The 21,003-nt window shown below is 72.9% G+C and carries 19 protein-coding genes; 9 read left to right on the top strand and 10 right to left on the bottom strand.

Annotated elements, in window-relative coordinates:
- Positions 1-26: 26 nt before the first annotated feature.
- On the bottom strand, positions 27-1,265 hold the full coding sequence (locus tag ASC82_RS18120) for an amidohydrolase family protein (protein WP_056648853.1): 1,239 nt from the start codon (positions 1,263-1,265) through the stop codon (positions 27-29).
- A gap of 179 nt (positions 1,266-1,444) precedes the next feature.
- Between ASC82_RS18120 and ASC82_RS18115 the strand changes: the two genes are divergently transcribed.
- The 3 genes from ASC82_RS18115 (at position 1,445) to ASC82_RS30405 (ending at position 5,402) form a co-directional block, all read left to right on the top strand.
- Positions 1,445-4,507, top strand: coding sequence for an AfsR/SARP family transcriptional regulator (locus tag ASC82_RS18115; protein ID WP_079039342.1), 3,063 nt, complete (start codon positions 1,445-1,447; stop codon positions 4,505-4,507).
- 224 nt (positions 4,508-4,731) lie between these two features.
- Positions 4,732-4,935, top strand: coding sequence for a hypothetical protein (locus ASC82_RS18110; protein WP_056648850.1), 204 nt, complete (start codon positions 4,732-4,734; stop codon positions 4,933-4,935).
- A 314-nt stretch (positions 4,936-5,249) separates the two neighbouring features.
- Positions 5,250-5,402, top strand: coding sequence for a hypothetical protein (locus ASC82_RS30405; RefSeq protein WP_157863475.1), 153 nt, complete (start codon positions 5,250-5,252; stop codon positions 5,400-5,402).
- Positions 5,403-5,483: 81 nt separating this feature from the next.
- Here ASC82_RS30405 and ASC82_RS18105 read toward each other — a convergent pair whose 3' ends face one another.
- The 4 genes from ASC82_RS18105 to ASC82_RS18090 form a co-directional block, all read right to left on the bottom strand.
- Complete coding sequence (locus ASC82_RS18105; RefSeq protein ID WP_157863474.1) at positions 5,484-6,020, bottom strand: hypothetical protein; 537 nt, start codon at positions 6,018-6,020, stop codon at positions 5,484-5,486.
- A complete protein-coding gene (locus tag ASC82_RS18100; protein WP_056648846.1) occupies positions 6,017-6,556 on the bottom strand; it encodes a matrixin family metalloprotease in 540 nt (179 codons plus the stop codon). Before ASC82_RS18100 ends, ASC82_RS18105 begins: the two co-directional genes overlap by 4 nt.
- A 187-nt stretch (positions 6,557-6,743) precedes the next feature.
- Positions 6,744-7,394, bottom strand: a complete 651-nt coding sequence (locus ASC82_RS18095; protein ID WP_056648844.1) for a hypothetical protein — start codon at positions 7,392-7,394, stop codon at positions 6,744-6,746.
- A gap of 156 nt (positions 7,395-7,550) precedes the next feature.
- Entirely contained in the window at positions 7,551-9,110 is a 1,560-nt protein-coding gene (locus tag ASC82_RS18090; protein ID WP_056649561.1) for a FadD3 family acyl-CoA ligase, read from the bottom strand.
- Positions 9,111-9,228: 118 nt separating this feature from the next.
- Here ASC82_RS18090 and ASC82_RS18085 point away from each other — a divergent pair, with 118 nt between their 5' ends.
- From ASC82_RS18085 to ASC82_RS18075, 3 genes are read left to right on the top strand one after another with little or no spacing between them, the layout of a single operon-like run.
- Positions 9,229-10,371: a lipid-transfer protein gene (locus ASC82_RS18085; protein ID WP_056648842.1), complete on the top strand. Its 1,143-nt coding sequence runs from the start codon at positions 9,229-9,231 to the stop codon at positions 10,369-10,371.
- A gap of 19 nt (positions 10,372-10,390) precedes the next feature.
- Positions 10,391-10,822 carry an OB-fold domain-containing protein gene (locus tag ASC82_RS18080; protein ID WP_107105921.1) on the top strand — a complete coding sequence of 144 codons (432 nt, stop codon included), beginning with the start codon at positions 10,391-10,393 and terminating at the stop codon, positions 10,820-10,822.
- On the top strand, positions 10,819-11,676 hold the full coding sequence (locus ASC82_RS18075) for an enoyl-CoA hydratase/isomerase family protein (protein ID WP_079039341.1): 858 nt from the start codon (positions 10,819-10,821) through the stop codon (positions 11,674-11,676). Before ASC82_RS18080 ends, ASC82_RS18075 begins: the two co-directional genes overlap by 4 nt.
- On the opposite strand, the gene ASC82_RS18070 is transcribed toward ASC82_RS18075, so the two are convergent.
- The gene (locus ASC82_RS18070) at positions 11,642-12,241 is read right to left on the bottom strand and encodes a hypothetical protein (RefSeq protein ID WP_056648838.1); all 600 of its coding nucleotides are present in this window, start codon (positions 12,239-12,241) and stop codon (positions 11,642-11,644) included. The two genes, ASC82_RS18075 and ASC82_RS18070, sit on opposite strands and share 35 nt — an antisense overlap.
- Before the next feature lie 155 nt (positions 12,242-12,396).
- Between ASC82_RS18070 and ASC82_RS18065 the strand changes: the two genes are divergently transcribed.
- Entirely contained in the window at positions 12,397-13,008 is a 612-nt protein-coding gene (locus ASC82_RS18065) for a hypothetical protein (protein WP_056648836.1), read from the top strand.
- On the opposite strand, the gene ASC82_RS18060 is transcribed toward ASC82_RS18065, so the two are convergent.
- Both ASC82_RS18060 and ASC82_RS18055 read right to left on the bottom strand, forming a co-directional pair.
- A complete protein-coding gene (locus ASC82_RS18060; protein ID WP_056648835.1) occupies positions 13,005-15,464 on the bottom strand; it encodes a PQQ-binding-like beta-propeller repeat protein in 2,460 nt (819 codons plus the stop codon). The two genes, ASC82_RS18065 and ASC82_RS18060, sit on opposite strands and share 4 nt — an antisense overlap.
- Before the next feature lie 608 nt (positions 15,465-16,072).
- Positions 16,073-16,858 carry a VOC family protein gene (locus ASC82_RS18055; protein WP_056648833.1) on the bottom strand — a complete coding sequence of 262 codons (786 nt, stop codon included), beginning with the start codon at positions 16,856-16,858 and terminating at the stop codon, positions 16,073-16,075.
- Between the two features lie 320 nt (positions 16,859-17,178).
- On the opposite strand from ASC82_RS18055, the gene ASC82_RS18050 reads away from it, so the two are divergent.
- Positions 17,179-17,826 (top strand): TetR family transcriptional regulator, encoded by a 648-nt coding sequence (locus ASC82_RS18050; protein WP_056648831.1) that lies wholly within the window; start codon positions 17,179-17,181, stop codon positions 17,824-17,826.
- A 165-nt stretch (positions 17,827-17,991) separates the two neighbouring features.
- On the opposite strand, the gene ASC82_RS18045 is transcribed toward ASC82_RS18050, so the two are convergent.
- Together ASC82_RS18045 and ASC82_RS18040 are read right to left on the bottom strand one after the other, a co-directional pair.
- The gene (locus ASC82_RS18045) at positions 17,992-18,462 is read right to left on the bottom strand and encodes a nitroreductase family deazaflavin-dependent oxidoreductase (protein WP_056648829.1); all 471 of its coding nucleotides are present in this window, start codon (positions 18,460-18,462) and stop codon (positions 17,992-17,994) included.
- Positions 18,463-19,713: an acyl-CoA dehydrogenase family protein gene (locus ASC82_RS18040; protein ID WP_056648827.1), complete on the bottom strand. Its 1,251-nt coding sequence runs from the start codon at positions 19,711-19,713 to the stop codon at positions 18,463-18,465.
- Between the two features lie 106 nt (positions 19,714-19,819).
- Here ASC82_RS18040 and ASC82_RS18035 point away from each other — a divergent pair, with 106 nt between their 5' ends.
- Positions 19,820-20,983, top strand: a complete 1,164-nt coding sequence (locus ASC82_RS18035; protein WP_056648824.1) for an acetyl-CoA acetyltransferase — start codon at positions 19,820-19,822, stop codon at positions 20,981-20,983.
- Positions 20,984-21,003 lie beyond the last annotated feature (20 nt).

Below are 21,003 nucleotides of genomic sequence, written 5' to 3'. Positions count from 1 at the left end.
GCCCCGCCGCGCGCCACGCCCCCCACTCACGCCCGCCAGAGCCCCTCCGGACTCAGCCCCAGCAGGTCGATCGCGTTGCCGCGCACGATCCGCTCGACGACGTCCGGCGCGAGGTGGCCCATCTGGGCCTCGCCGACCTCCCGCGACTTGGGCCAGGTCGAGTCGGAGTGCGGGTAGTCCGTCTCGTAGAGGACGTTCCCGACGCCGATCGAGTCGAGGTTCTTCAGACCGAAGGCGTCGTCGAAGAAGCAGCCGAAGACGTGGCCGGCGAAGAGCTCCGACGGCGGGCGCAGGACCTTGTCCGCGACCCCGCCCCAGCCCCGGTTCTCCTCCCAGACGACGTCGGCGCGCTCCAGGATGTACGGGATCCAGCCGATCTGGCCCTCCGCGTACATGATCTTCAGGTTCGGGAAGCGCTCGAACTTGCCGCTCATCAGCCAGTCGACCATCGAGAAGCAGCAGTTCGCGAAGGTGATGGTGGAGCCGACCGCCGGCGGGGCGTCGGCGGAGGTGGACGGCATCCGGCTGGAGGAGCCGATGTGCATGGCGATGACCGTGCCGGTCTCGTCGCAGGCGCGGAAGAAGGGGTCCCAGTGGTCCGTGTGGACCGAGGGGAGCCCGAGGTGGGGCGGTATCTCGGAGAAGGCGACGGCCCGGACCCCGCGCGCGGCGTTGCGGCGGACCTCGGCGGCGGCGAGCTCGGGATCCCAGAGCGGGATGAGGGTGAGCGGGATGAGCCGCCCGTGGGCCTCGGGGCCGCACCACTCCTCGACCATCCAGTCGTTGTAGGCGCGGACGCAGAGCAGACCGAGCTCGCGGTCGCTCGCCTCGGTGAAGGTCTGCCCGCAGAAGCGCGGGAAGGTGGGGAAGCAGAGGGCGGACTGGACGTGGTTGACGTCCATGTCGGCGAGACGGTCGGGGACCGAGTGGGAGCCCGGCCGCATCTGCTCGAAGGTGATGACCTCGAGCTTGATCTCGTCACGGTCGTAGCCGACGGCGGTGTCGAGCCGGGTGAGGGGCCGGTGCAGGTCCTCGTAGACCCACCAGTCGCCGATGGGCCCGTCGTCGCCCTTGGCGCCCATGACCGGGGCGAACTTGCCGCCGAGGAAGGTCATTTCCTTGAGGGGGGCGCGGACGATCCGGGGGCCGGTGTCGTGGAAGCGGGACGGGAGCCGGTCCCGCCAGACGTGCGGGGGCTCCACGGTGTGGTCGTCCACCGAGATGATCTTCGGGAAGGCCTCGGGGGCTGTCTCCATACTCTCCATGGCCTTCACGGTAGCGCCGATCTGACGGCCCGTCAGCTATCGTGCCGTACAACGGTCGCGCAACGACCCGGTACCGGCCCTGCTCCGACCCCGGCTCCCGGCCGACCCGATGCTGACGGACTCCCTCCGGACAAGGCAGACTGTCCTGGGCGAAACCAGCGGTACGGGCAGGGGGAGCGATGGACCGTGTGAACGGGCCGCGAGTTCCGGTGCAGCGGGCTCGGAAGGTGGGCACGCCGGCCCCGGCGGGCGAAGATGCCTCCACGAGTGCGCACACCGACGAGGCCACCAGCGGCGTCAGTGCGGGCGCGAGCACCGGGGAAGGCCCCGAGCTGCCCGCCGGCGAAGGGCCCGGTGAGCTGCGCTTCGGCGTGCTCGGCCCCGTACGCGCCTGGCGGGACGGCGAGGCCCTGCCCACCGGCTCGCCCCAGCAGCGCGCCCTGCTCGCCGCCCTGCTCCTGCGCGGCGGACGCACCGCCACCGCCTCCGAGCTGATCGACGCGCTCTGGGGCGAGGAACCGCCCTCGCAGGCCCTCGCGGCGGTACGGACGTACGCCTCCCGCCTCCGCAAGGCCCTCGACCCGAAGGTCCTCGTCAGCGAGTCCGGCGGCTACGCCCTGCGGACCAAGGCCCTGGACCTCCTCACCGCGCAGGAACTGGCCACCGAGGCCGAGAAGCTGCGGGCCGCCGGGGACCGGGCGGGCGCGCGGGCCCGGCTCGCCGAGGCACTCGCGCTGTGGGACGGCGAGGTGCTCGCCTCCGTACCCGGCCCGTACGCCGAGACGCAGCGGACCCGCCTGGAGGAATGGCGGCTGACGCTCCTCGAAACGCGCCTGGACATCGACCTGGAGGTCGGCGCACACGCCGAGGCCGTCTCCGAGCTGACCGCGCTGACCGCCGCCCACCCGCTGCGCGAGCGGCTCCGCGAGCTGCTGATGCTGGCGCTCTACCGGGGCGGACGGCAGGCGGAGGCGCTCGCCGTGTACGCCGACACGCGCCGGCTCCTCGCCGACGAGCTCGGCGTCGACCCGACCCCCGAACTCTCCCGGCTCCAACAGCGCATCCTCCAGGGCGACACCGAGCTGGCCCGCCCGGTCGAGGAGGCGGCCCCGGCGGCCGCACCCATCGCACGCCCGGCCCAACTCCCGGCCACCGTCCCCGACTTCACGGGACGATCCTCCTTCGTACGGGAACTCGGCGCCAGGCTCGCGACGGCCGAGGGCCACGTGATGGCGGTCTCGGCGCTGGCGGGCATCGGCGGCGTCGGGAAGACCACGCTCGCGGTGCACGTGGCCCACGAGGCCAGGCCGCACTTCCCGGACGGGCAGCTGTACGTGGACCTCCAGGGCGCCGGCCACCGCGCCGCCGCCCCGGAGACCGTCCTCGGCTCGTTCCTCCGCGCGCTCGGCACCCCGGACTCGGCCATTCCCGACTCCCTCGACGACCGCGCCGCGCTCTACCGCTCGACACTGGACGGCCGCCGGGTCCTGGTCCTCCTGGACAACGCGAGGGACGCGGCCCAGATCCGCCCCCTCCTCCCCGGAACGGCAGGCTGCGCGGCCCTGGTCACGAGCCGCATCCGCATGGTCGACCTGGCGGGCGCGCACCTGGTGGACCTGGACGTGATGTCCCCGGAGGAGGCGCTCCAGCTGTTCACGAGGATCGTCGGCGAGGAACGGGTCCAGTCGGAACGCGAAGCGGCCCTCGACGTGGTCGCGGCCTGCGGCTTCCTCCCCCTCGCGATCCGCATCGCGGCGTCCCGCCTGGCGGCCCGCCGCACCTGGACGGTCTCGGTCCTCGCGGCGAAGCTCGCCGACGAACGCCGCCGCCTCGACGAACTCCAGGCGGGCGACCTCGCGGTCAAGGCCACCTTCGAACTCGGCTACGGCCAGCTCGAACCGGCCCAGGCCCGCGCCTTCCGCCTCCTGGGCCTCGCGGACGGCCCCGACATCTCCCTCGCGGCGGCAGCGGCGGTCCTCGACCTCCCCCTCTGGGACACGGAGGACCTCCTGGAGGCCCTCGTCGACACGTCCCTCCTCGAATCGGCGGCCCCGGGCCGCTACCGCTACCACGACCTGGTCCGCCTCTACGCGCGTGCGTGCGCGGACCGCGACGAACAGCCCCCGTCGGAGAAGGAAGCGGCCCTGTCCCGCCTCCTGGACTTCTACCTCTCGACGGCGGCCCGCGTCTACGCCATCGAACGCCCCGGCGACCGCCTCGTCGACCACCTGGAACCGACCTCCTACGAGGGTCTGACCTTCACGGACCGCCACGAGGCCCAGGACTGGCTCTATGCCGAAGCCAACTGCCTTCTGGCCACGGTCCGCCAGTCCGCCGCCTCCCCGGCCACGCTCCGGCGGGCGGTGGACCTGCTGTGGGCGTCGCTGGACCTCGCGGAGTCGGGCGCGAACTCCAAGGAGTACGAGGCGGTGGCGACGGTGCTGAGGAAGGCGGCGGGGCGCACCGACGACGTACGGACCGAGGGCCGGGCGGCCCTGACCCTGGCGTACGTGCACCACCACCAGGGGCGCTTTGACCGCGCCGAGCAGGAGGCGGAGGAGGTCGTCCGCATGGCCCGGTCCGTCCAGGATCCGCTCCCCACGTGCTGGGCATCGAACGCCAGGGGGGCCATCGCCCTCTACCAGACGCGGTACGAGGACGGGGACAGGCACCTCACCCTGGCCATCGCCGAGTTCCGTGCCGCCGGGGACCGCGCAGGCGAGGCCGCGGCCCTGTGCAACCTCTCCCGTATCCACCTCGCGACGGGCCGACAGGAGGACGCCGTCCGCATGGCCCAGCAAGGGGTGGACATGTACGACGAGATGGGCCACGCCCTCAGGGGTGCGAACGGCCGATACGCCCTCGGCCTCGCGCTCACCGAGAGCGGCCAGCTCCCGGCCGCCGGGCAGCGGCTCCGCGAGGCACTCGACGTCTTCATGGACAGCCGGCAGAGGCTGTGGGAGGGCATGGCGCTCTTCCGCATCGCCGAAGTCGACATCGCCGCCCGCCGGTACGGGGCGGCTGCGGCGAGCGCGGAGAAGGCCCTGACCGTACTCCGCGGCATCGGCGGCGACTGGCGGCGCGGCAACGTCCTCACCGTCCTCGGCCGGGCGCTCCACGGCATCGGACAGTCAGGACGGGCCCAGGTCTGCTGGCAGGAAGCCCTCGACATCTACGAGGAGTTGTCGGTCCCGGAAGCCTCCGAGGTCAGGGCACTTCTGGCGGCGCGAGTGGCCGCCTGACCCCAGGCCTCTCCGGCAGGCGTTCATCATTCGTTTATCGCCCCCCGGCAGAGTTGTCCTCAACGATCCGCCGCGTCGGGGGGCAGACGGGTCGCCGGTGAAGCCGGTCTCCCCGAAGCACTAGGGTGAACGGCCCCAAGGGGCCCGTCCGACCGTCCACGGGGGAACAGCCGGACGGGCTCCACACACCAGCACGCGAAGCCATCCATCAGGAAGGGACCACCATGGGCGACATCGACGCCACGGACCCGATCGTCACGCCGCAGGACCTGCACGCCACCGGCACGGGAAGCGAGCAGATCGTCACCAAGGACCTGCACGCCACGTCCGAGCCCGCGAACGCGATCGCGGACAAGGTCCTGACCCGGGAGAAGCCTCCCGTCGCCACCACCGACGACCTGCACGCGACGTCGGAGCCGGCCAAGTAGACCATTCCCGACGGGGAAAGGCCGCGGCGGCGACTTCGGGGGAGCTGCCGGGGCCCAGGAGGTCCGGTCGACGGGGGAGCACACGGACTCGGGGGACACCCGACGGACCCAGGGGGGATCCGTTCGGGCAGGGACCGTGCGCAACGCGATCGGACCACCGTGAGGAGGGGCCGGGCAGCTGCCCGGCCCCTCCGGTGTGCGCGGACCGGATGTCGGAGCGACCTGACAGATTCTTCCGCCACGGCGCGGCCCTCCTGCCCGCTTCGGCAGGCTGAGGTCGCACTGCACCGCAATCCGGTCTTTGGGAGTTGAACATGACCCGCACGAAGCGGTTCCTGGCGGCAGCCTTCCTCGCCGCCTCCGTCGCCGTCGGCACGACCACGCCTGCTCTGGCGGACATACACGCCACCAGCCACCCGGCGACGGAGAAGGTCGGCATCGACACGAACAGCCCGCACGCGACCTGACCGTCGCCGCACCCGCAGGGGCCTGGACCATGCCGTGGTCCAGGCCCTTGCGTCTGCGCCCGGACGACACACGACCGGCACTCACGCCCCCTCCTCACACCCCTCCCCCACCGGGGCCACGACTCCGCGGGCCACGTGCGTCGTCCAGCGGGCCAGGGCCGTGTCGGGTTCCTGCTTGGCGTAGCGGGTGTAGCCGTCGCCGTAGGCGGGGTCCGTGACGTAGCCGACGACGTAGGTGCGGCCGGGGCGGAGGACGGGGTACAGGGGGTCGTGGCTCGTGTAGCGGCCCAGGGGGTCGCGGCCGACACCCTGACCGAGGGTGAGGGTGGCGGGGACTTCGCCCTTCAGCGCGTGGAGGACGCGGAGGCGGACGCGCTGGATGCCGCCGGGGCCGCCGTCGGTGTCCGGCTCGTAGCCGGTGGTCTCCTCGACGGTGGCGTAGGCGAGGTGGCTCATGGCGGCCGGTACGTACTCGTCGCGGGAGAGGTCGGGGAGGCAGAGGGCGTGCACGGGGGCCGCGCGGACGGTGAAGGCCTCCGCCGCGGCCCATGCGGTGGCGCCGAGGACGAGCGTCCCGGCGAGGGCGAGACCGGCGATCCGCATCCGTTGCATGGTCACTTCCACAGCTTCTTGTAGTTCGCCTCGTCGCGGTGGGTGGGTTCCGTCGGCGGGTGCTCGACGACCTTCGTCCACATCACGGAGGCCCAGGTGTCCGGCTTGTGGCACATGCCCAGGGCGTGGCCGAGCTCGTGGACGGCGACGTGTCGGCGGGAGTCCCGGTCCTTGTAACTGCCGTCCAGGTAGTAGGCGTTCAGGTAGATGTAGTCGACGCCTGCCTTGCCCTGCCAATACCCCGCGTGGCCGTCGGCCTTGGAGTAGTCCCGCCACTCCAGGTCGTTGACGCTGCCCGCGCCGTCCGGGGCGATCGTCACCAGGCCGAGGGACCAGACCCGGTTGGCCCACTTCAGCGGGTCGTTGTACTTGGTGTCGTCCTCCCAGCGCAGCTCCTTGCCGTCCACGCTGGAGTCCCCCCGCGTCTCCGACTCGCCGCGTACGCACGGCGCCGGGTCGACGGCGGCCGCAGCGCCGTGCGGGCTGAGCAGGAGGCCCGACGCCAGGACCACGGCCGCCGTGAGGGAACCGGCTGCCTTCATGGGGTGCTCCTCGCGCGTTCGCGGACCGGGCTTCGGAGCGTAACCGCAGGTCCAGGGCCCGAGGTGCGGGATTCGCCCGAGGTCACCCGGCCGGGCGAGCGCCCACCGGGAAGCGGGCGGCCGCCGGGGAGTCGGGGTCCGGGTGGCGGGTCGTGCGGGAGGAGGCCGGGGTCGTCGTGCTCGTGCGTCAGCGGGCGTAGGAGCCGAGGCCGACCAGGCAGTACACGTACTCGCTCATGACGGCGCCGTTCATCGTGTACCGGTGCGAGAAGGCGTACTGCGTCTTGGGGTTGGCGTTGCACTTGTTCATGTCGGAGGTGAAGGGGAAGGTCTGGATGACCTTGTAGTGGGCGTCGGAGGCCGAGCAGGAGACCTCCTCGACGTCCTCGACGCTCTGCGCCGTCTCGGAGTCGGGCAGTCGGCCGTTGAGGCAGGTGCCCTTCTCGAACGGGTCGGGCTCCTCCTCCGTGGGCGCGGCGGTCGCGGTGGGGTCGAGGTCGAGGCTCGGGAACGGCGAGACCGAGAACGTCGGGATCGGGCCCGGGCCCCTGGAGCCGGCCGCGTCCTTGTCGTCGTCGTTCAGGAGGAACGAGCCGCCGACCAGCGCGCCGATCACGATCAGCGGGACCAGGCAGCCCAGGACTCCGGACTTCTTTCCGCCGGTGACGGTGATCCGCACGTACACCGTGTCGTTGCCGAGCCGCGCCGGGACGAGGTCGCCGTTCCGGCAGGGCGGGACGGTGAGCTGCATGGGGCCCGTCGGCAGGTTGACCGGGATGACGACGCCGGTGGCGGCCTGCTGCGGGGTGAGGGTGAGGCGGATCTCTTGCGTCGACACCGGCTGCTCCTGGAGGAGGGGGCGGGCGGGGTAGGGGGAGCGTACGACTGCCCGTATGACGTGTACACGTAGGGGGTTGGTTGCATCGCCCGATCGGTCTCCTTGCCTGTGGGCGTGGGGAGTCGGCCGCAGCGACCTGACCTCCCCGCGTTCCCCTCACCCCGTCGACGCCCTCGCCCTCAGCTCCCCCTTCACCACCTTCCCGCTCGCGTTCCTCGGCAGCTCCGCCACGAACTCGATCTCCCTCGGCACCTTGTAGTTCGCCATCTCCCGCCGCGACCACGCGATCAGGTCGTCCGCCGTCACCCGCGCCCCCGCCCTCCGCACCGCGAAGGCCTTGCCGACCTCGCCGAGCCTCGGGTCGGGGATGCCGACGACGGCGACGTCCGCGATGTCGGGGTGGAGGCCCAGGAGTTGCTCGATCTCCGCCGGGTAGGCGTTGAAGCCGCCGACGATGAACATGTCCTTCAGTCGGTCCGTGATGCGGAGGTTGCCGGCCTCGTCGAGGACGCCGATGTCGCCGGTGTGGAGCCAGCCGTCCCCGTCGATCGCCGCCGCCGTCGCCTCCTCGTCCTCGAAGTAGCCGCGCATGACGTGGTGGCCCCGGACGAGGACCTCGCCGGTGGGCGAGAGGCGGACCTCGGTGTCCGGGATCGGGCGGCCGGAGGTGGTGGCGACGGTCTCGTCCGGGTCGTCGCGGCGGCACATCGTGACGATGCCGCTCGCCTCGGAGAGTCCGTACGCCGTGAGGACCGTGCCGACGCCAAGCTCCGTGCGGAGCCGCTCGACGAGCCGGAGCGGGACCACGGCCGCGCCCGTGACGACGAGCCGGAGCGTGGAGAGGTCGTGGGCCGCGCGGGCGGGGTGGTCCAGGAGCGACTGGTGGAGGGTGGGCGGGCCGGGCAGGACCGTGACGCGCTCGGCGGCGATGTTGGCGAGGACGGTGTCCACGGTGAAGACGGGCTGCGGGACGATCACCGCGCCGCGCATGAGGCAGGCGAGGATCCCGGCCTTGTAGCCGAAGGTGTGGAAGAAGGGGTTGACGACGAGGTAGCGGTCGCCTTCGCGGAGTCCGGCGAGCTCGGACCAGACGGCGTAGCAGCGCAGGGTCTGGGCGTGGCCGATGACGGCGCCCTTCGGCCGGCCGGTGGTGCCCGAGGTGTAGATGATGTCGGAGGGGTCGGAGGGGTCGATCGCGTCGGCCCGCGCGCGGACGCGGGCCTGCGGGATCCGGTCGCCCTCGGCGAGGAAGGCCTTCCAGGTCGTCCATCCCGCCTCGTCGGGCGCGGTGTCGCCGAGGACGACGACCTTCTCCAGGTCGGGGAGTTCGACGCCCGAGCGGCGCAGGGAGGCGACGTACGAGGTGCCGAGGAAGGTGCCGGTGACGAAGAGCAGGCGGGCCCGGGAGCTGCGGAGGACGTAGGCGGCCTCGGTGCCCTTGAAGCGGGTGTTCAGGGGGACGAGGACGGCTCCGGCGGTGACGGCGCCGAGCGCGGAGACGATCCAGTCGAGGGTGTTGGGGGCCCAGACCGCGACCCGGTCCCCCGCCCGTATCCCGGTGGCGAGACAGGCCGCGGCGGCCCGCTCGACGCGCTCGCCGAGCTCCGCGTACGTGATGCGGACGCGTCCGTCGACGACGGCCTCCCGCTCCCCGTACCGCCCGGCTGCCGCCCGTACGAGCCCGGGGATCGTGCCCCATTCGAGGTCGCCGCGCATGTCACCGTACATCTCCACCTCCGGCGCTCCACTCCGCCCGCTCCCGTGAGCTGACTATCCGTCAGATTAGTTGTAACCTGACGCGCTGTCAGTAGCGTTGCCACTCCGGGAGGTTGTCTTGCTCAAGGACGCCACGGCCATCGTCGGGATCGGACAGACCGACTTCGCCAAACAGCTCCCCGAGAGCGAGAAGACCCTCGCCTGCCGGGCGATCCTCGCCGCCCTCGACGACGCCGGGATCGACCCCTCCGAGGTCGACGGCTTCGCCTCCTACACGATGGAGGAGACCGACGAGGTCGAGGTCGCCAAGGCCATCGGCGCCGGCGACGTCACCTTCTTCTCCAAGGTCGGCTACGGCGGCGGCGGCTCCTGCGCCACCGTCGGCCACCTCGCCGCCGCCGTCGCCACCGGCCAGGCCGGCGTCGGCGTCGCCTGGCGCTCCCGGAAGCGCGGCAGCGGCCCGCGGCCCTGGACCAACACCGCCGCCCAGCTCGCCACCCCCGGCCAGTGGACCCGCCCCTTCGGGCTGCTCCGCCCCGCCGACGAGATCGGCATGCTCGCCCGCCGCTACATGCACGAGTACGGCGCCACCCGCGACCACCTCTTCAACGTCGCGCTCGCCTGCCGCAACCGCGCCAACCAGAACCCCGCCGCGATCATGTACGAGCGCCCGCTGACCCGCGAGATGTACATGACCTCCCGCTGGATCAGCGAACCCCTCTGCCTCTTCGACAACTGTCTGGAGACCGACGGGGCACTGGCCTGCGTCATCGTCTCCGCCGAGCGGGCCCGCGACTGCCGGCGCAAGCCGGTGTACGTGCACTCCGCAGCCCAGGGCCTGCCCGCCCAGCACCACGGCATGGTCAACTACTGGAACGACGACCCGCTCTCCGGACCCGCCTGGACCGCCGCCCGACACCTCTGGAAACAGGCCGACTTCGGCCCCCAGGACGTCGACGTCGCCCAGATCTACGACGCCTTCACCCCGCTCGTCCCGCTCTCCCTGGAGGGCTACGGCTTCTGCGGGCGCGGCGAGGGCGCCGCGTTCACCGAGGGCGGCGCCCTGGAGATCGGCGGCCGGCTGCCCCTCAACACCGGCGGCGGCGGCCTCTCCGAGGCGTACGTCCACGGCTTCAACCTCATCAACGAGGGCGTGAAGCAGCTCCGCGGCACCTCCACCGCCCAAGTACCCGACGCCGCCACCTGCCTGGTCACGGCCGGCGAGGGCGTCCCCACCTCCGCGATCCTCCTTCGAGCCTGAGGAGCCGAGACCGATGCCGATGCTGACACCCGTCGCCGACGAGGACGGCGCTCCCTTCTGGGAGTACGCCGCCCGGGGCGAGCTCCGCGTCCAGGCCTGCGCGGCCGCCGGCTGCGGCGAGCTCCGCTTCCCGCCCCGGCCCTGCTGCCCGCACTGCCGCTCCTTCGACAGCGAGTGGCGGCTCATGTCCGGACGCGGCCGGATCTGGTCGTACGTCCTGCCCCACCCGCCGCTCCTGCCCGACTACGCCGCCCAGCCCGGGTACAACGCGGTCCTCGTCGAACTGGCCGAGGCCCCCCGCATCCGCCTCGTCGGCAATGTTGTCGCCGCCCCCGACGCCCCCCTGAACTCGGTCGACGCGGGTCGGCTGCGCATCGGCGCCCCGGTGAAGGTCGCCTTCGCCGAGGTCGACGGCGTCACCGTCCCCCGCTGGCTCCTGGAGCGCGGATGAGCACCCCCGGCACCCCGAGCATCACGGGTACTCCCGGCACCCCGGGCACCCCGGGCACCACCGGCACCACTGGCACCCCGGGCATCACGGTCGAGCGCGACAAGGAGACCGGGGTCGCCGTCGTCACCCTCGACCGGCCCGAGAAGCACAACTCCCTCACCCTCGACATGGCCCGCGAGCTCGCCGCCGTCTGGCGGGGCTTCCGCTACGAGGACGAGATCCGGGCGATCGTCGTCACCGGGGCCGGCGGGCGGGCCTTCTGCACCGGGATCGACCGGGACGCCGTCGGGAACATCCCGCAGCCCTCCTCCCCGTACACGATCGACGACCCCCTCCTCACGATCGGCCCCAAGGCGAACGACCTGTGGAAGCCGGTGATCGCCGCCGTCGAGGGCATGGCCTGCGGCGGGGCCTTCTACCTGCTCGGCGAGGCCGAGTTCCTGATCGCCGGCGAGGGCGCCACCTTCTTCGACCCGCACACCACCTACGGGATGGTCAGCGCCTTCGAGACCATCCACATGGCGCAGCGGATGCCGTACGGGGAGATCGCCCGGATGGCCCTGATGGGCAGCGCGGAACGGACCTCGGCCCGGCGCGCGTACGAGACGGGCCTCGTCTCCGAGCTGACCCCGGCCGGCGGGGCCCTGGAGGCCGCCCGTCAGGCCGCCGCCGTCATCGCCGCGCACCCGACCGAGGCCGTCCAGGGCACGGTCCGGGCGCTCTGGTCGGTCACCGAGGCGTCCCGCACCCCGGCCCTGGCCCACGCGCCGCACCTGGTGACCCTGGGAAACCTGCCGCCGGAGCGTCAGGCGGGGCTGTTCACGGGGCGGGGGAAGGGGTACCGGACGCGGTAGGCGTCGCGGTGGTCTCCTGCTTGCGCACGTCGTAGATCCAGCAGTTCTTCACCTGGCCGACGGCCTTCGGGGTCTTCATCGCGACCTCGAAGGTCTTCGTCTCGTAGCTCCCGACGGTGACGACGGTCTCCGCCGAGTCCACCGCCGTGCCCGAGGCGCCCTTGAACTCCAGGGTGATCGTGTACGTGCCGGCGAGCGCGTCGTGCGAGGTGATCTTCAGGGTCGCCGTGGTGTCCGCCTTGCGGGCGGGCTTGCCCTTCCGCTTCTTCCGGGCGGGCTTCACGCAGTCGACCACGACGACCTCGATCCGCGACGTCGCCGAGGTGGGGCTGGGCGAGGCCGTGGCCGTGGAGCCGCCCGAGCCGCTGTAGTCGTCGTTGCTCTTCTCGTCGCTGGAGCAGCCGCCGCCCGAGTCGTCGTCGGAGCCCGAGTGGCTCCGGCTCTTGCCGCTCTTGCTCTTCCCGCTGCCGCCGCCGCTACTGCTGCCGTGGCCGGTGTGGAAGCCGGTCAGCGCGAGCACCACCACCGTGAGCGTCGCCGCCATCTTCAGGCGCGTGCGCACCATCGGTCCTCCCTGTGCTGTCGTGTCCGCGCCACATCCTAGGGGGCGTCCCGGACCGGCACGGATCCGGATCCGATCCGGATCCGTGCCGCATGGCGGCCCCTGCGCACCGGGCGTAGCGTCGGGAGCGAGAGCCGGACCGTCAAGGAGGCCGATCGATGATCCGTAATGTCGTCGGCTCGGTCCTGGCCCTCGCCGGAGCGACGGCCGCCGTCTGGAGCCCCTTCCGTGCCTGGTACGACGGCCGTCACGGACGCGATTACGCCATCGACGAGCTGTTCACGGGCATCACGGACGCGAAGGCCGAGGTCATCGGCTCGATCCTGCTGCCCTTCGCCTTCGCCGCCCTGCTCACCTTGGTCGGCGTCGTCCTGCGCTCCCGGCTGCTCGTCGCCCTCGCGGGACTCGTCGTCCTCGGCTTCACCGTCTTCTGGATGGTGCGGGTCGGCCAGGCCGAGGGCAGCCTCGTGGTCTCCGGCGACGGCCGCGGCCTGGGCGACGGCGTCGCGAACGCCTTCGGCGGCGGGGTCCTGCTGCTGCTCGGCGCGCTCGTCATGTCGGGCCGGACCCGGATGCACCGGGTGGACCGGGTGGACCGTACGGACCACGAGCCGCGGCCCACCCACCCCACGCTGGACGGGCCGCCGGTCGGCGACATCGGCGACGAGCCGCAGCGGCATCCGCAGGACTCGCCCCCGTACGCCGCTCCGACCCAGTCCTACGACGTGCCGACCTGGGATCCGGACCGGGACGGCCCCCCGCCGCGTTAGCGGGGAGCGGACCCCCGTCCCGTGGCCGTGCCCTTCACCGCGTCGAGCGCGTACACGCAGCGGTCCTTGCTGCACGCGTACACGACTCCGCCCTTCACCACCGGCGAGCCGGTGATCTCGCCGCCCGTCGCGAGCTTCCAGCGCAGCTGCCCGCCGGTCGCGTCCAGGGTGTACAGGACGTGGTCGGCGGAGCCGAAGTGGACCCGTCCGTCGGCGACGACCGGGGAGCCGACGAGCTCGCCGCCCGCCGCGAACCGCCACCTCGGGGTGCCGGTGACCGCGTCGAGCGTGTAGAGCGCGCTGCCGCTGCCGACGTGGACGTTGCCGTCCGCGACCAGCACCGGCTCGGCCGACTGGCGCGGCTCGGTCGCGATCCGCCACCGGTCCTGGCCGGTCGTGGCGTCGAGCGCGTACACCGTGCCGAGGTGGTCGGAGAGGTACACCCCGCCGCCCGTGACGGCCGGTCCCGGCGCGAACGCGGGCGGGGAGAGGAAGACGGCGGGCGCCTCGAAGTGCCAGCGGACGTGCCCGGCGGCGATGTCGATCGACAGGACGCGGGTGCCGGCGGAGACGTAGACGCAGCCGTCCTCGGCCGGGGCGACCCGGACTGGCACGTTGGCGCAGGAGGCGGCGTCGCCGACCGGGTACGACCAGCGCTCCACCCCCGTACGGGCGTCGAGGGCCTGGAGCCGGGCGTCCCGCCAGACGTACACGGTGTCGCCGTGCACGGCGGGCCCCGCCTCCGGGGTCTCGAAGTCGGTCTGGGCGCCGGTGATCTCCCACAGCTTGGCGCCGTTGGAGGCCTCCCAGCCCTGGACCCCGCCGCCGCGCGTCCCGGTGACGACCGTGCCCCGGTCGACCCGGAGGGAGTACACCCAGGCGTCCGTGTGCAGCCGCCAGCGCTCGCTGCCGTCGGTCGCGTCGAGCGCGTAGAGCGTGGGTCCGTCGGAGGCGTGGATACGGCCCGCGGCGACGGCCATCGACCAGGCCACGTCCCGGGTCTTGAACTGGCGCCGGCCGCTCCCGGTGTCCAGGGCGTGCACCTCGAAGGAGGTCACGTAAAGCAGGTCGCCGTCGACGACCGGGGTGCCCCACACGTCGTTCGACATCCGGAAGCGCCAGGGCCGCCAGGGGCCCGGCTCCGCCGGCGGGGCCGGCTCGGCGCCCTGGGAGGGGACGGGGACCGGGCGGGAGCCGGGCAGCGGGCCGGGCTCGGCGCCGTGCGCGCCGCCCGCGGGCGGCCGGATCCAGCCGGTCGCCGGGCCCGCGTCGGCGCTCCGGCCGACGGCGAGCGCGGCCCGGGTGTCGGAGACCCGCGGGCCGGGTCCGATCGGCACGGTGGCGCCGCCGAGCCGGACGGGGCCGCCGGCGCTCTCGGCGGGACCGGCGTGCCGTCCGCCGAGGTGCGCGGGCTCGGGCTGCCGGCCGCCGCCGACGTGCGAGGGCTCGGGCTGCCGGCCGGCGGGGCCGGGCTCCGGGGAGCGCGGGTCGCCGGACCAGTCGGCGGGCTCGCGGGGCGGGCGCGGCGGCATCGGCGGCGCGGTCGGCCCGGGGGCGGAGCGGCCGCCGTTGCGGCGGATCTCGATCATCTCGGTGGCGCTGCGGGGCAGCCAGGCCGAGGCCGTGCCGCTGTCGTCGCTGCCGGGACCGAAGAGGTGCGGGGCGAGCTGGGCCTGGAGGTCGGCCGGGCTGGGCCGGCGGGTGACGTCCATCTGCATGCAGGAGTCGATGAGGGGCCGCAGCTCCTCGGGCAGGCCCTCCAGGTCGGGGCCCTCGCGGAGCAGCATGAAGACGGTCTCGACCGGGTTGGCGCCGTGGAAGGGCGCGTGGCCGGTGGCGGCGAAGACCAGCATCGAGCCCAGCGAGAAGACGTCGCTCGCGCCGGTGACGCTGCGCGAGTCGCGGGCCTGCTCGGGCGACATGTAGGCGGGGGTGCCGACGGCGACATTGGTCATGGTCAGGCGCGTGTTGGAGACGCCCGACGCGATGCCGAAGTCGATCACCCGGGGGCCGTCCTCGACGACGAGGACGTTGGACGGCTTGAGGTCGCGGTGGACCAGGCCCGCTCCGTGGATGGACTGGAGGGCCTCGGCGACACCGGCCGCGAGCCAGCGGACGGCCTGGGCCGGGAGCGGCCCGCACTCGTTCACTATCTCTTCGAGGGAGGGCGCCGGGACGTAGGCGGTGGCCAGCCAGGGCACGGCGGCGCGCGGGTCGGCGTCCACCACGGCGGCGGTGTAGAAGCCCGAGACCGCCCGGGCGGCCTCCACCTCCCGCGTGAAGCGAACCCGGAACAGCTGGTCCTCGGCGAGCTCCGTGCGCACGGTCTTGATCGCCACGCGCCGGCCCGAGGCCGAGCGCGCGAGATAGACCAGGCCCATTCCGCCCGCGCCGAGCCGGCCCAGCACCTCGAAGGGCCCGATACGTCTCGGGTCGTGCTGCGTCAGCTGTTCCACTTGCCTGCCACCTCCCCGTACGGGCCATGAGGGTACGGCCCCGTGGCCCTGATTCTTCCTGTCCGAGGGCCCGGTTGCGAACCCGGGGGCGGATCGGGGTGTCGCCCGTTCGGTTTCCATGAATGCGAGTGAGTGTTCGAGATGTCGCTTGTTGTGGTGTACATGTGCGGTAGCGGCGCGTTTGTACGGATGCTGGTGGCACGGTGGGCGGCGTGAAGCTCACGGTGCGGAGACGACAGCGCCCGGCGCGTCTACGGACGGTGACGGCTGGGGTCTCCGACCACGGGACACCCGAGGCGGGTCTGCATGCCTGACTCCGCTCTACGGGCGATCGAGCCGTCCTACGTGCCCCCGGGGTCGTCAGGTGTGACGATCCGCACTCGACTCAAAGGCCTTACGCCCGAGGACGAACGGATGCTTGAGCTCGTGGGCGCAACGGGCGACCAGCGTCCCCCACACCGTTCGGGGCACGCGACTGAGCACGAGCCCTGGCAACAGGAACAGCTCCCGCTCGGTCCCTAGGGACGGTGTCACAGGTCATATCGGTCCGGCAGTCCGGCCCGATGCGGGGTGCGCCGGGGCCCCCGGTCCGTGCGGATCGGGGTGGATCAGGGCGTATCGGCGGGTTCGGCGAGGACGGCGAAGCGGGCGCCCTGGTTGTCGTGGAGGACGGCGATGCGGCCGTGCGGGGTGTCGAAGGGCGGGGTGGCGACCCGGCCGCCGAGCCGGATGGTGGTCGCGCAGGCCTCGTCGCAGTCCTCGACGACGAAGTAGACGAGGACGTGGCCGGGCATCTCGGCGGGGAAGTCGTCGGTGATGACGGCCCGGCCGCCGAAGGCGGTGTCGTCGCCGGGGCGGGAGCCGGGGGGCGACCAGACGCGGTAGTCGAAGCCGGCCTTCCTGCCCTCCTCGTCGGCGTCGGCCTGGCGGCCGAGGTAGCCGAAGACGGTGGCGTAGAAGGTGTCGACGGCGTCCGGCCGGCGTGTGTACACCTCCATCCAGCAGAAGGCGCCGGGCTCGTTCGTCTTCTCGAAGCCGTCGTCGTCGCCGGACTGGCGGAGTCCGAAGACGGCGCCGCCGGGGTCGGCGGCGAGCGCGAGGACGCCGAACGGGCCGACGGGGTACGGCTCCATGACCATCTGCCCGCCGGCGGCCTTGATCCGCTCGGCGAGGGTGCCGGCGTTCTCGGTGGCGAGGTAGAGGGTCCAGGTGGTGGGCATGCGGCCGTCCCGCTTGGGGAGGAGCCCGGCGACCCGGCGCCCGTCGAGGAGGGCTTCGTCGCGGTCGGGGTCGAAGGTCCAGCCGAAGAGCTCGCCGTAGAAGCGCTTGCCCGCCTCGAGATCGGGGAGCTGCGCGTCCACCCAGCAGGGGGTGCCCTCAGTGCGTACGGCCATGGTTCCACGCTAGGTCGGCGGAGGAGCTCCCGCACGCCCTGACATGCGAACATAAAGGCGATATATGGGGCTGGAACCCTTGCGGCGCTTGAGTTGTCCACCGAAGTTGTCCACAGGCTGTTCATAAGCCTATTCGGGTGCGGGGCTCCCCCCGGCGGGCCCCCGGCCGGCCCGACGGCATCACGGCGGCTCCGTCACCCTGGCTTGAACCCGACCCCGCCCCCCGAGCCGCACACCCGTCCCGACCTCCCGGAACAGGGCCGCACCCCATTTGCAGTCGGCCGAATCGCGCGCCGATCACCCCTCGGTAAGCTGACGGCATGACAGGACAAGTACGCACCGTCGACGGCCGCGTGGCCGGACGACGCGGTCAGGCGACGCGGCAGAAGCTGCTCGACTGCCTCGGTGAGATGCTCAGCTCCTCGCCCTACCGGGACGTCAAGGTCATCGATGTGGCCCGGAAGGCGGGTACTTCACCCGCGACGTTCTATCAGTACTTCCCGGACGTCGAGGGTGCGGTTCTCGAGATCGCGGAGGAAATGGCCAAGGAGGGCGCCGGGTTGACCGAGCTGGTCTCCGGCCGCTCCTGGGTCGGCAAGGCCGGCTGGCAGACCTCCGAGGAACTCGTCGAAGGCTTCCTGGACTTCTGGCGCAAACACGACGCGATCCTCAGGGTCGTCGACCTCGGCGCCGCCGAGGGCGACAAGCGGTTCTACAAGATCCGCATGAAGATCCTGAACTCGGTCACCAACTCCCTCACGGACGCGGTGAAGGAGCTCCAGTCCAAGGGCAAGGTCGACAAGGAAGTCAACCCGGCCGCCATGGCGGGCTCCCTGGTGGCGATGCTGGCCTCGGTCGCCGGCCACCAGAAGGGCTTCCAGACCTGGGGTGTCAAGCAGGCCGAACTCAAGCCGAACCTCGCCCTCTTGGTCCACCTGGGCATCACCGGCAAGAAGCCGACCAGATAGCCCCTCCCCCGCCCCTCCTTCCCCGTCCTGTCGTCGACGCCGACGGCGGTCCCGCTCCGCCCCCACGGAGCGCAACCGCCGTCGGCGTCGCCGTTTCCCCCTGCCCCCGGCCCCTCGCTCTCCTGCGCCCCCGGCGTTCAGCGGCGGGTCAGCGGCGGGTGCGGGTCAGCGGCGGGTCAGGCGGAAGAGCCTGATCTCCCGCTCGATCCGCTGCTGGTACGTGGCGTACGGCGGCCAGAACTCGAGCGCCGCCTTCCAGGCCGCCGCCCGCGCCTCCCCCGCGAGGAGCTCCGCCCGTACGGGGATGTCCTGGCCCCGCCAGTTGACCTCGGCGTCCGGATGGGCGAGCAGGTTCGCCGTCCAGGCCGGGTGGCCCGGACGGCCGAAGTTGGAGCCGATGAGCAGCCAGCCGCCGTCCGGCTCCGGCATGCAGGCGAGCGGCGTCACCCGGGGCTGCCCGCTCTTCGCACCTCGGGCGGTGAGGATCACCCCCGGCAGCATCCGGGCGCTGAGCAGGACCTTTCCCCGCGTCAGCCGGTGCACGGTCTTGTCCATCACCGGGATGACGTGCGGGGCGATCCGGGCGAAAGTCCTCGTCGAGGACACCTTCTGCATCAGTCTCACGCCGACGGGCATCTACGCCGCCACCTCTCCGAAGAGTCCGGTCCGTTCCGCCGCCCGGGCGCGCAGGCGCCGGGCGGGCCCGAAGAGCAGTTCGTCGGAGGCGGCCCGCTGGAAGTAGAGCTGCGCCTCGCCGCCGGAGAAGGTGCCGGCGTCGCCGTCGAGCCGGACGCACTCGCCCGCCGTGGCGCGCAGCGCCTCCAGGGCCTGGGCGAGTGCGAGCGGCCCGCACTCCGACCCGGGCTCGCGGGCGGCGGAGTACGTGAGGGAGCGGGCGGCCTCGACCTGGACGTAGAGGGCGGCGAGCGTGCCCTTGACCGCCAGGAGGGCGCCCTCGGACCGGCCGGAGCGCTCGCGCGCACCCAGATGGGCGATGGTCCGGTCGAGTACGGATCCGGCCGCGCCGACCGCCTCGGCGGCGAGCAGTACGGCGGCGGTGCGGCCGGTGGTGGCGAGCGCGCCAAGGACGTCGGCCGGTTCCTCGCCGAGGAGTTCGGCCTCGGCGTCCCGGAGTTCGACGACGGCCTGCGGGCGGGTGGGGTCGAGGACGCTCCGCCGGGTCCGTACGAGCCCGGGGGCCCCGTCGCCCCGTCCCCGTCCCCGTACGAGGAAGAGGAGCGTGCGGCTGCGGGCGAAGCCGCCGGTGTGGGCGGCGACGAGCAGCAGGTCCGCGCTGTGGCCGTCGAGGACCTGGGTGGCCTCTCCGTACAGCCGCCAGCCCGCGCCCCCGTCCCCGGCCCCGGCTTCATCCGTGGCGCGCGCCTGGATCCCGCCCGCCCGGCCGCCGCCCGACCAGTCCTCCGCCGTGTTGTCGCCCGTCAGACCGAGGGCGAGCGTGAGGGAGCCGCCCGGGACGGCGAGGGCGCAGGTCAGGCTCCCGTCGGCGATGCGCGGGAGGAGTTCGGCGCGCTGGTCGGGGGTGCCGAGTGCCGCGATGAGCGGGGCGGCGAGCACGGCGGTGGCGAGGAGCGGGGAGGGGGCGAGGGCGCGGCCGGTCTCCTCGCAGGCGAGGGCGAGTGCGGCGGGCCCGTGGCCGGCGCCTCCGTACTGCTCGGGGAGGGCGAGTCCGGCGAGGCCGAGCGTGCCGGACAGTCGGGCCCAGAGCTCGGTGTCGTACCCCTCGGGTGTGGCGGTGGCCTCGCGGTTCTCCCGTGGCCCTGCCCGTTCGGTGAGCAGGTCCCGCAGGGTGTGGCGGATCTCCTGCTGGATCTCCTGCTGCTCCTCGGTGAGCGCGGCGGCGAGCGCTGCGGTGTCGGCGGCGTCCATGGAGCTCCCTCCGTATCTGACGGTGCGTCATGCTAGGGCTGTACAGTGCCGGTTGCCCAGAGAAGCGCCGGTCCCGATTGACTGAATCTGATGTACCGTCAGATTTATGCCTGCCACTCCACGCAGCCCCCGCCGCGTCGCCGTCGTCGGCGTCTCCCTCTCCGACTGCGGCCGCGTCGACGAGGCCACTCCGTACGCCCTCCACGCCCAGGCCGCCCGGCGCGCCCTCGCGGACAGCGGCCTCGACCGCTCCCTGATCGACGGCCTGGCCTCGGCGGGGCTCGGCACCCTCGCCCCGGTCGAGGTCGCCGAGTATCTGGGCCTCCGCCCCCGCTGGGTGGACTCGACCGCCGTCGGCGGCGCCACCTGGGAGGTCATGGCCGCGCACGCCGCCGACGCGATCGCCGCCGGCCACGCTAACGCCGTCCTGCTCGTGTACGGCTCGACCGCCCGCGCCGACATCCGGGCCCGGCGCAGGACCGCGAACCTCTCCTTCGGCGCGCGCGGCCCGCTCCAGTTCGAAGTCCCCTACGGGCACACCCTGATCGCCAAGTACGCGATGGCCGCCCGGCGTCACATGCACGAGTACGGGACGACCCTGGAGCAGCTCGCCGAGGTCGCCGTCCAGGCGCGGGCGAACGCGGCGCTCAACCCCGAGGCGATGTTCCGGGACCCGATCACCGTCGACGAGGTCCTGGACGGGCCGATGATCGCGGACCCCTTCACCAAGCTGCACTGCTGCCTGCGCAGCGACGGCGGCTGCGCGGTGCTGCTCGTCGCCGAGGAGTACGTCCAGGACTGCCGGACCGAGCCCGTCTGGGTCCTCGGCACGGGCGAACACGTCTCGCACACCACGATGTCGGAGTGGGAGGACTTCACGGTCTCCCCGGCGGCGGTCAGCGGCCGGCTCGCCTTCGAGCGGGCCGGGGTGACCCCGGCCGACGTCGATCTCGCCGAGGTCTACGACGCCTTCACCTACATGACGCTGGTGACCCTGGAGGACCTGGGCTTCTGCGCGAAGGGCGAGGGCGGCGCGTTCTTCGCGGACAAGGGCCGCCTCCCGGTGAACACGGACGGCGGCGGCCTCTCGGCCTGCCATCCGGGGATGCGCGGCCTCTTCCTGCTGGTGGAGGCGGTGCGGCAACTACGCGGGGAGGCGCCGGGACTTCAGGTGCGCCGGCCGGACGGCTCGCTCCCGCGGGTGGCGGTGGCCTCGGGGACGGGGGGCTGGTTCTGCTCCTCGGGGACGGTGGTCCTGGGCCGCGACTGACCCGGGCCGCCCCCCTCCCA

Source organism: Streptomyces sp. Root431 (assembly GCF_001426585.1).
GTDB classification, from domain to species: domain Bacteria; phylum Actinomycetota; class Actinomycetes; order Streptomycetales; family Streptomycetaceae; genus Streptomyces; species Streptomyces stackebrandtii.
Note: the sequence above shows the minus strand (reverse complement) of the source record. Positions and strands in the feature narration are given on the sequence as shown.

Coding starts and splice junctions, on each gene's coding strand:
- ASC82_RS18120 (WP_056648853.1), bottom strand. CDS start 1,265: ATGGAGAGTATGGAGACAGCCCCCGAGGCCTTCCCGAAGATCATCTCG.
- ASC82_RS18115 (WP_079039342.1), top strand. CDS start 1,445: ATGGACCGTGTGAACGGGCCGCGAGTTCCGGTGCAGCGGGCTCGGAAG.
- ASC82_RS18110 (WP_056648850.1), top strand. CDS start 4,732: ATGGGCGACATCGACGCCACGGACCCGATCGTCACGCCGCAGGACCTG.
- ASC82_RS30405 (WP_157863475.1), top strand. CDS start 5,250: ATGACCCGCACGAAGCGGTTCCTGGCGGCAGCCTTCCTCGCCGCCTCC.
- ASC82_RS18100 (WP_056648846.1), bottom strand. CDS start 6,556: ATGAAGGCAGCCGGTTCCCTCACGGCGGCCGTGGTCCTGGCGTCGGGC.
- ASC82_RS18090 (WP_056649561.1), bottom strand. CDS start 9,110: ATGCGCGGCGACCTCGAATGGGGCACGATCCCCGGGCTCGTACGGGCG.
- ASC82_RS18080 (WP_107105921.1), top strand. CDS start 10,391: ATGCTGACACCCGTCGCCGACGAGGACGGCGCTCCCTTCTGGGAGTAC.
- ASC82_RS18075 (WP_079039341.1), top strand. CDS start 10,819: ATGAGCACCCCCGGCACCCCGAGCATCACGGGTACTCCCGGCACCCCG.
- ASC82_RS18070 (WP_056648838.1), bottom strand. CDS start 12,241: ATGGTGCGCACGCGCCTGAAGATGGCGGCGACGCTCACGGTGGTGGTG.
- ASC82_RS18065 (WP_056648836.1), top strand. CDS start 12,397: ATGATCCGTAATGTCGTCGGCTCGGTCCTGGCCCTCGCCGGAGCGACG.
- ASC82_RS18055 (WP_056648833.1), bottom strand. CDS start 16,858: ATGGCCGTACGCACTGAGGGCACCCCCTGCTGGGTGGACGCGCAGCTC.
- ASC82_RS18050 (WP_056648831.1), top strand. CDS start 17,179: ATGACAGGACAAGTACGCACCGTCGACGGCCGCGTGGCCGGACGACGC.
- ASC82_RS18045 (WP_056648829.1), bottom strand. CDS start 18,462: ATGCCCGTCGGCGTGAGACTGATGCAGAAGGTGTCCTCGACGAGGACT.
- ASC82_RS18040 (WP_056648827.1), bottom strand. CDS start 19,713: ATGGACGCCGCCGACACCGCAGCGCTCGCCGCCGCGCTCACCGAGGAG.
- ASC82_RS18035 (WP_056648824.1), top strand. CDS start 19,820: ATGCCTGCCACTCCACGCAGCCCCCGCCGCGTCGCCGTCGTCGGCGTC.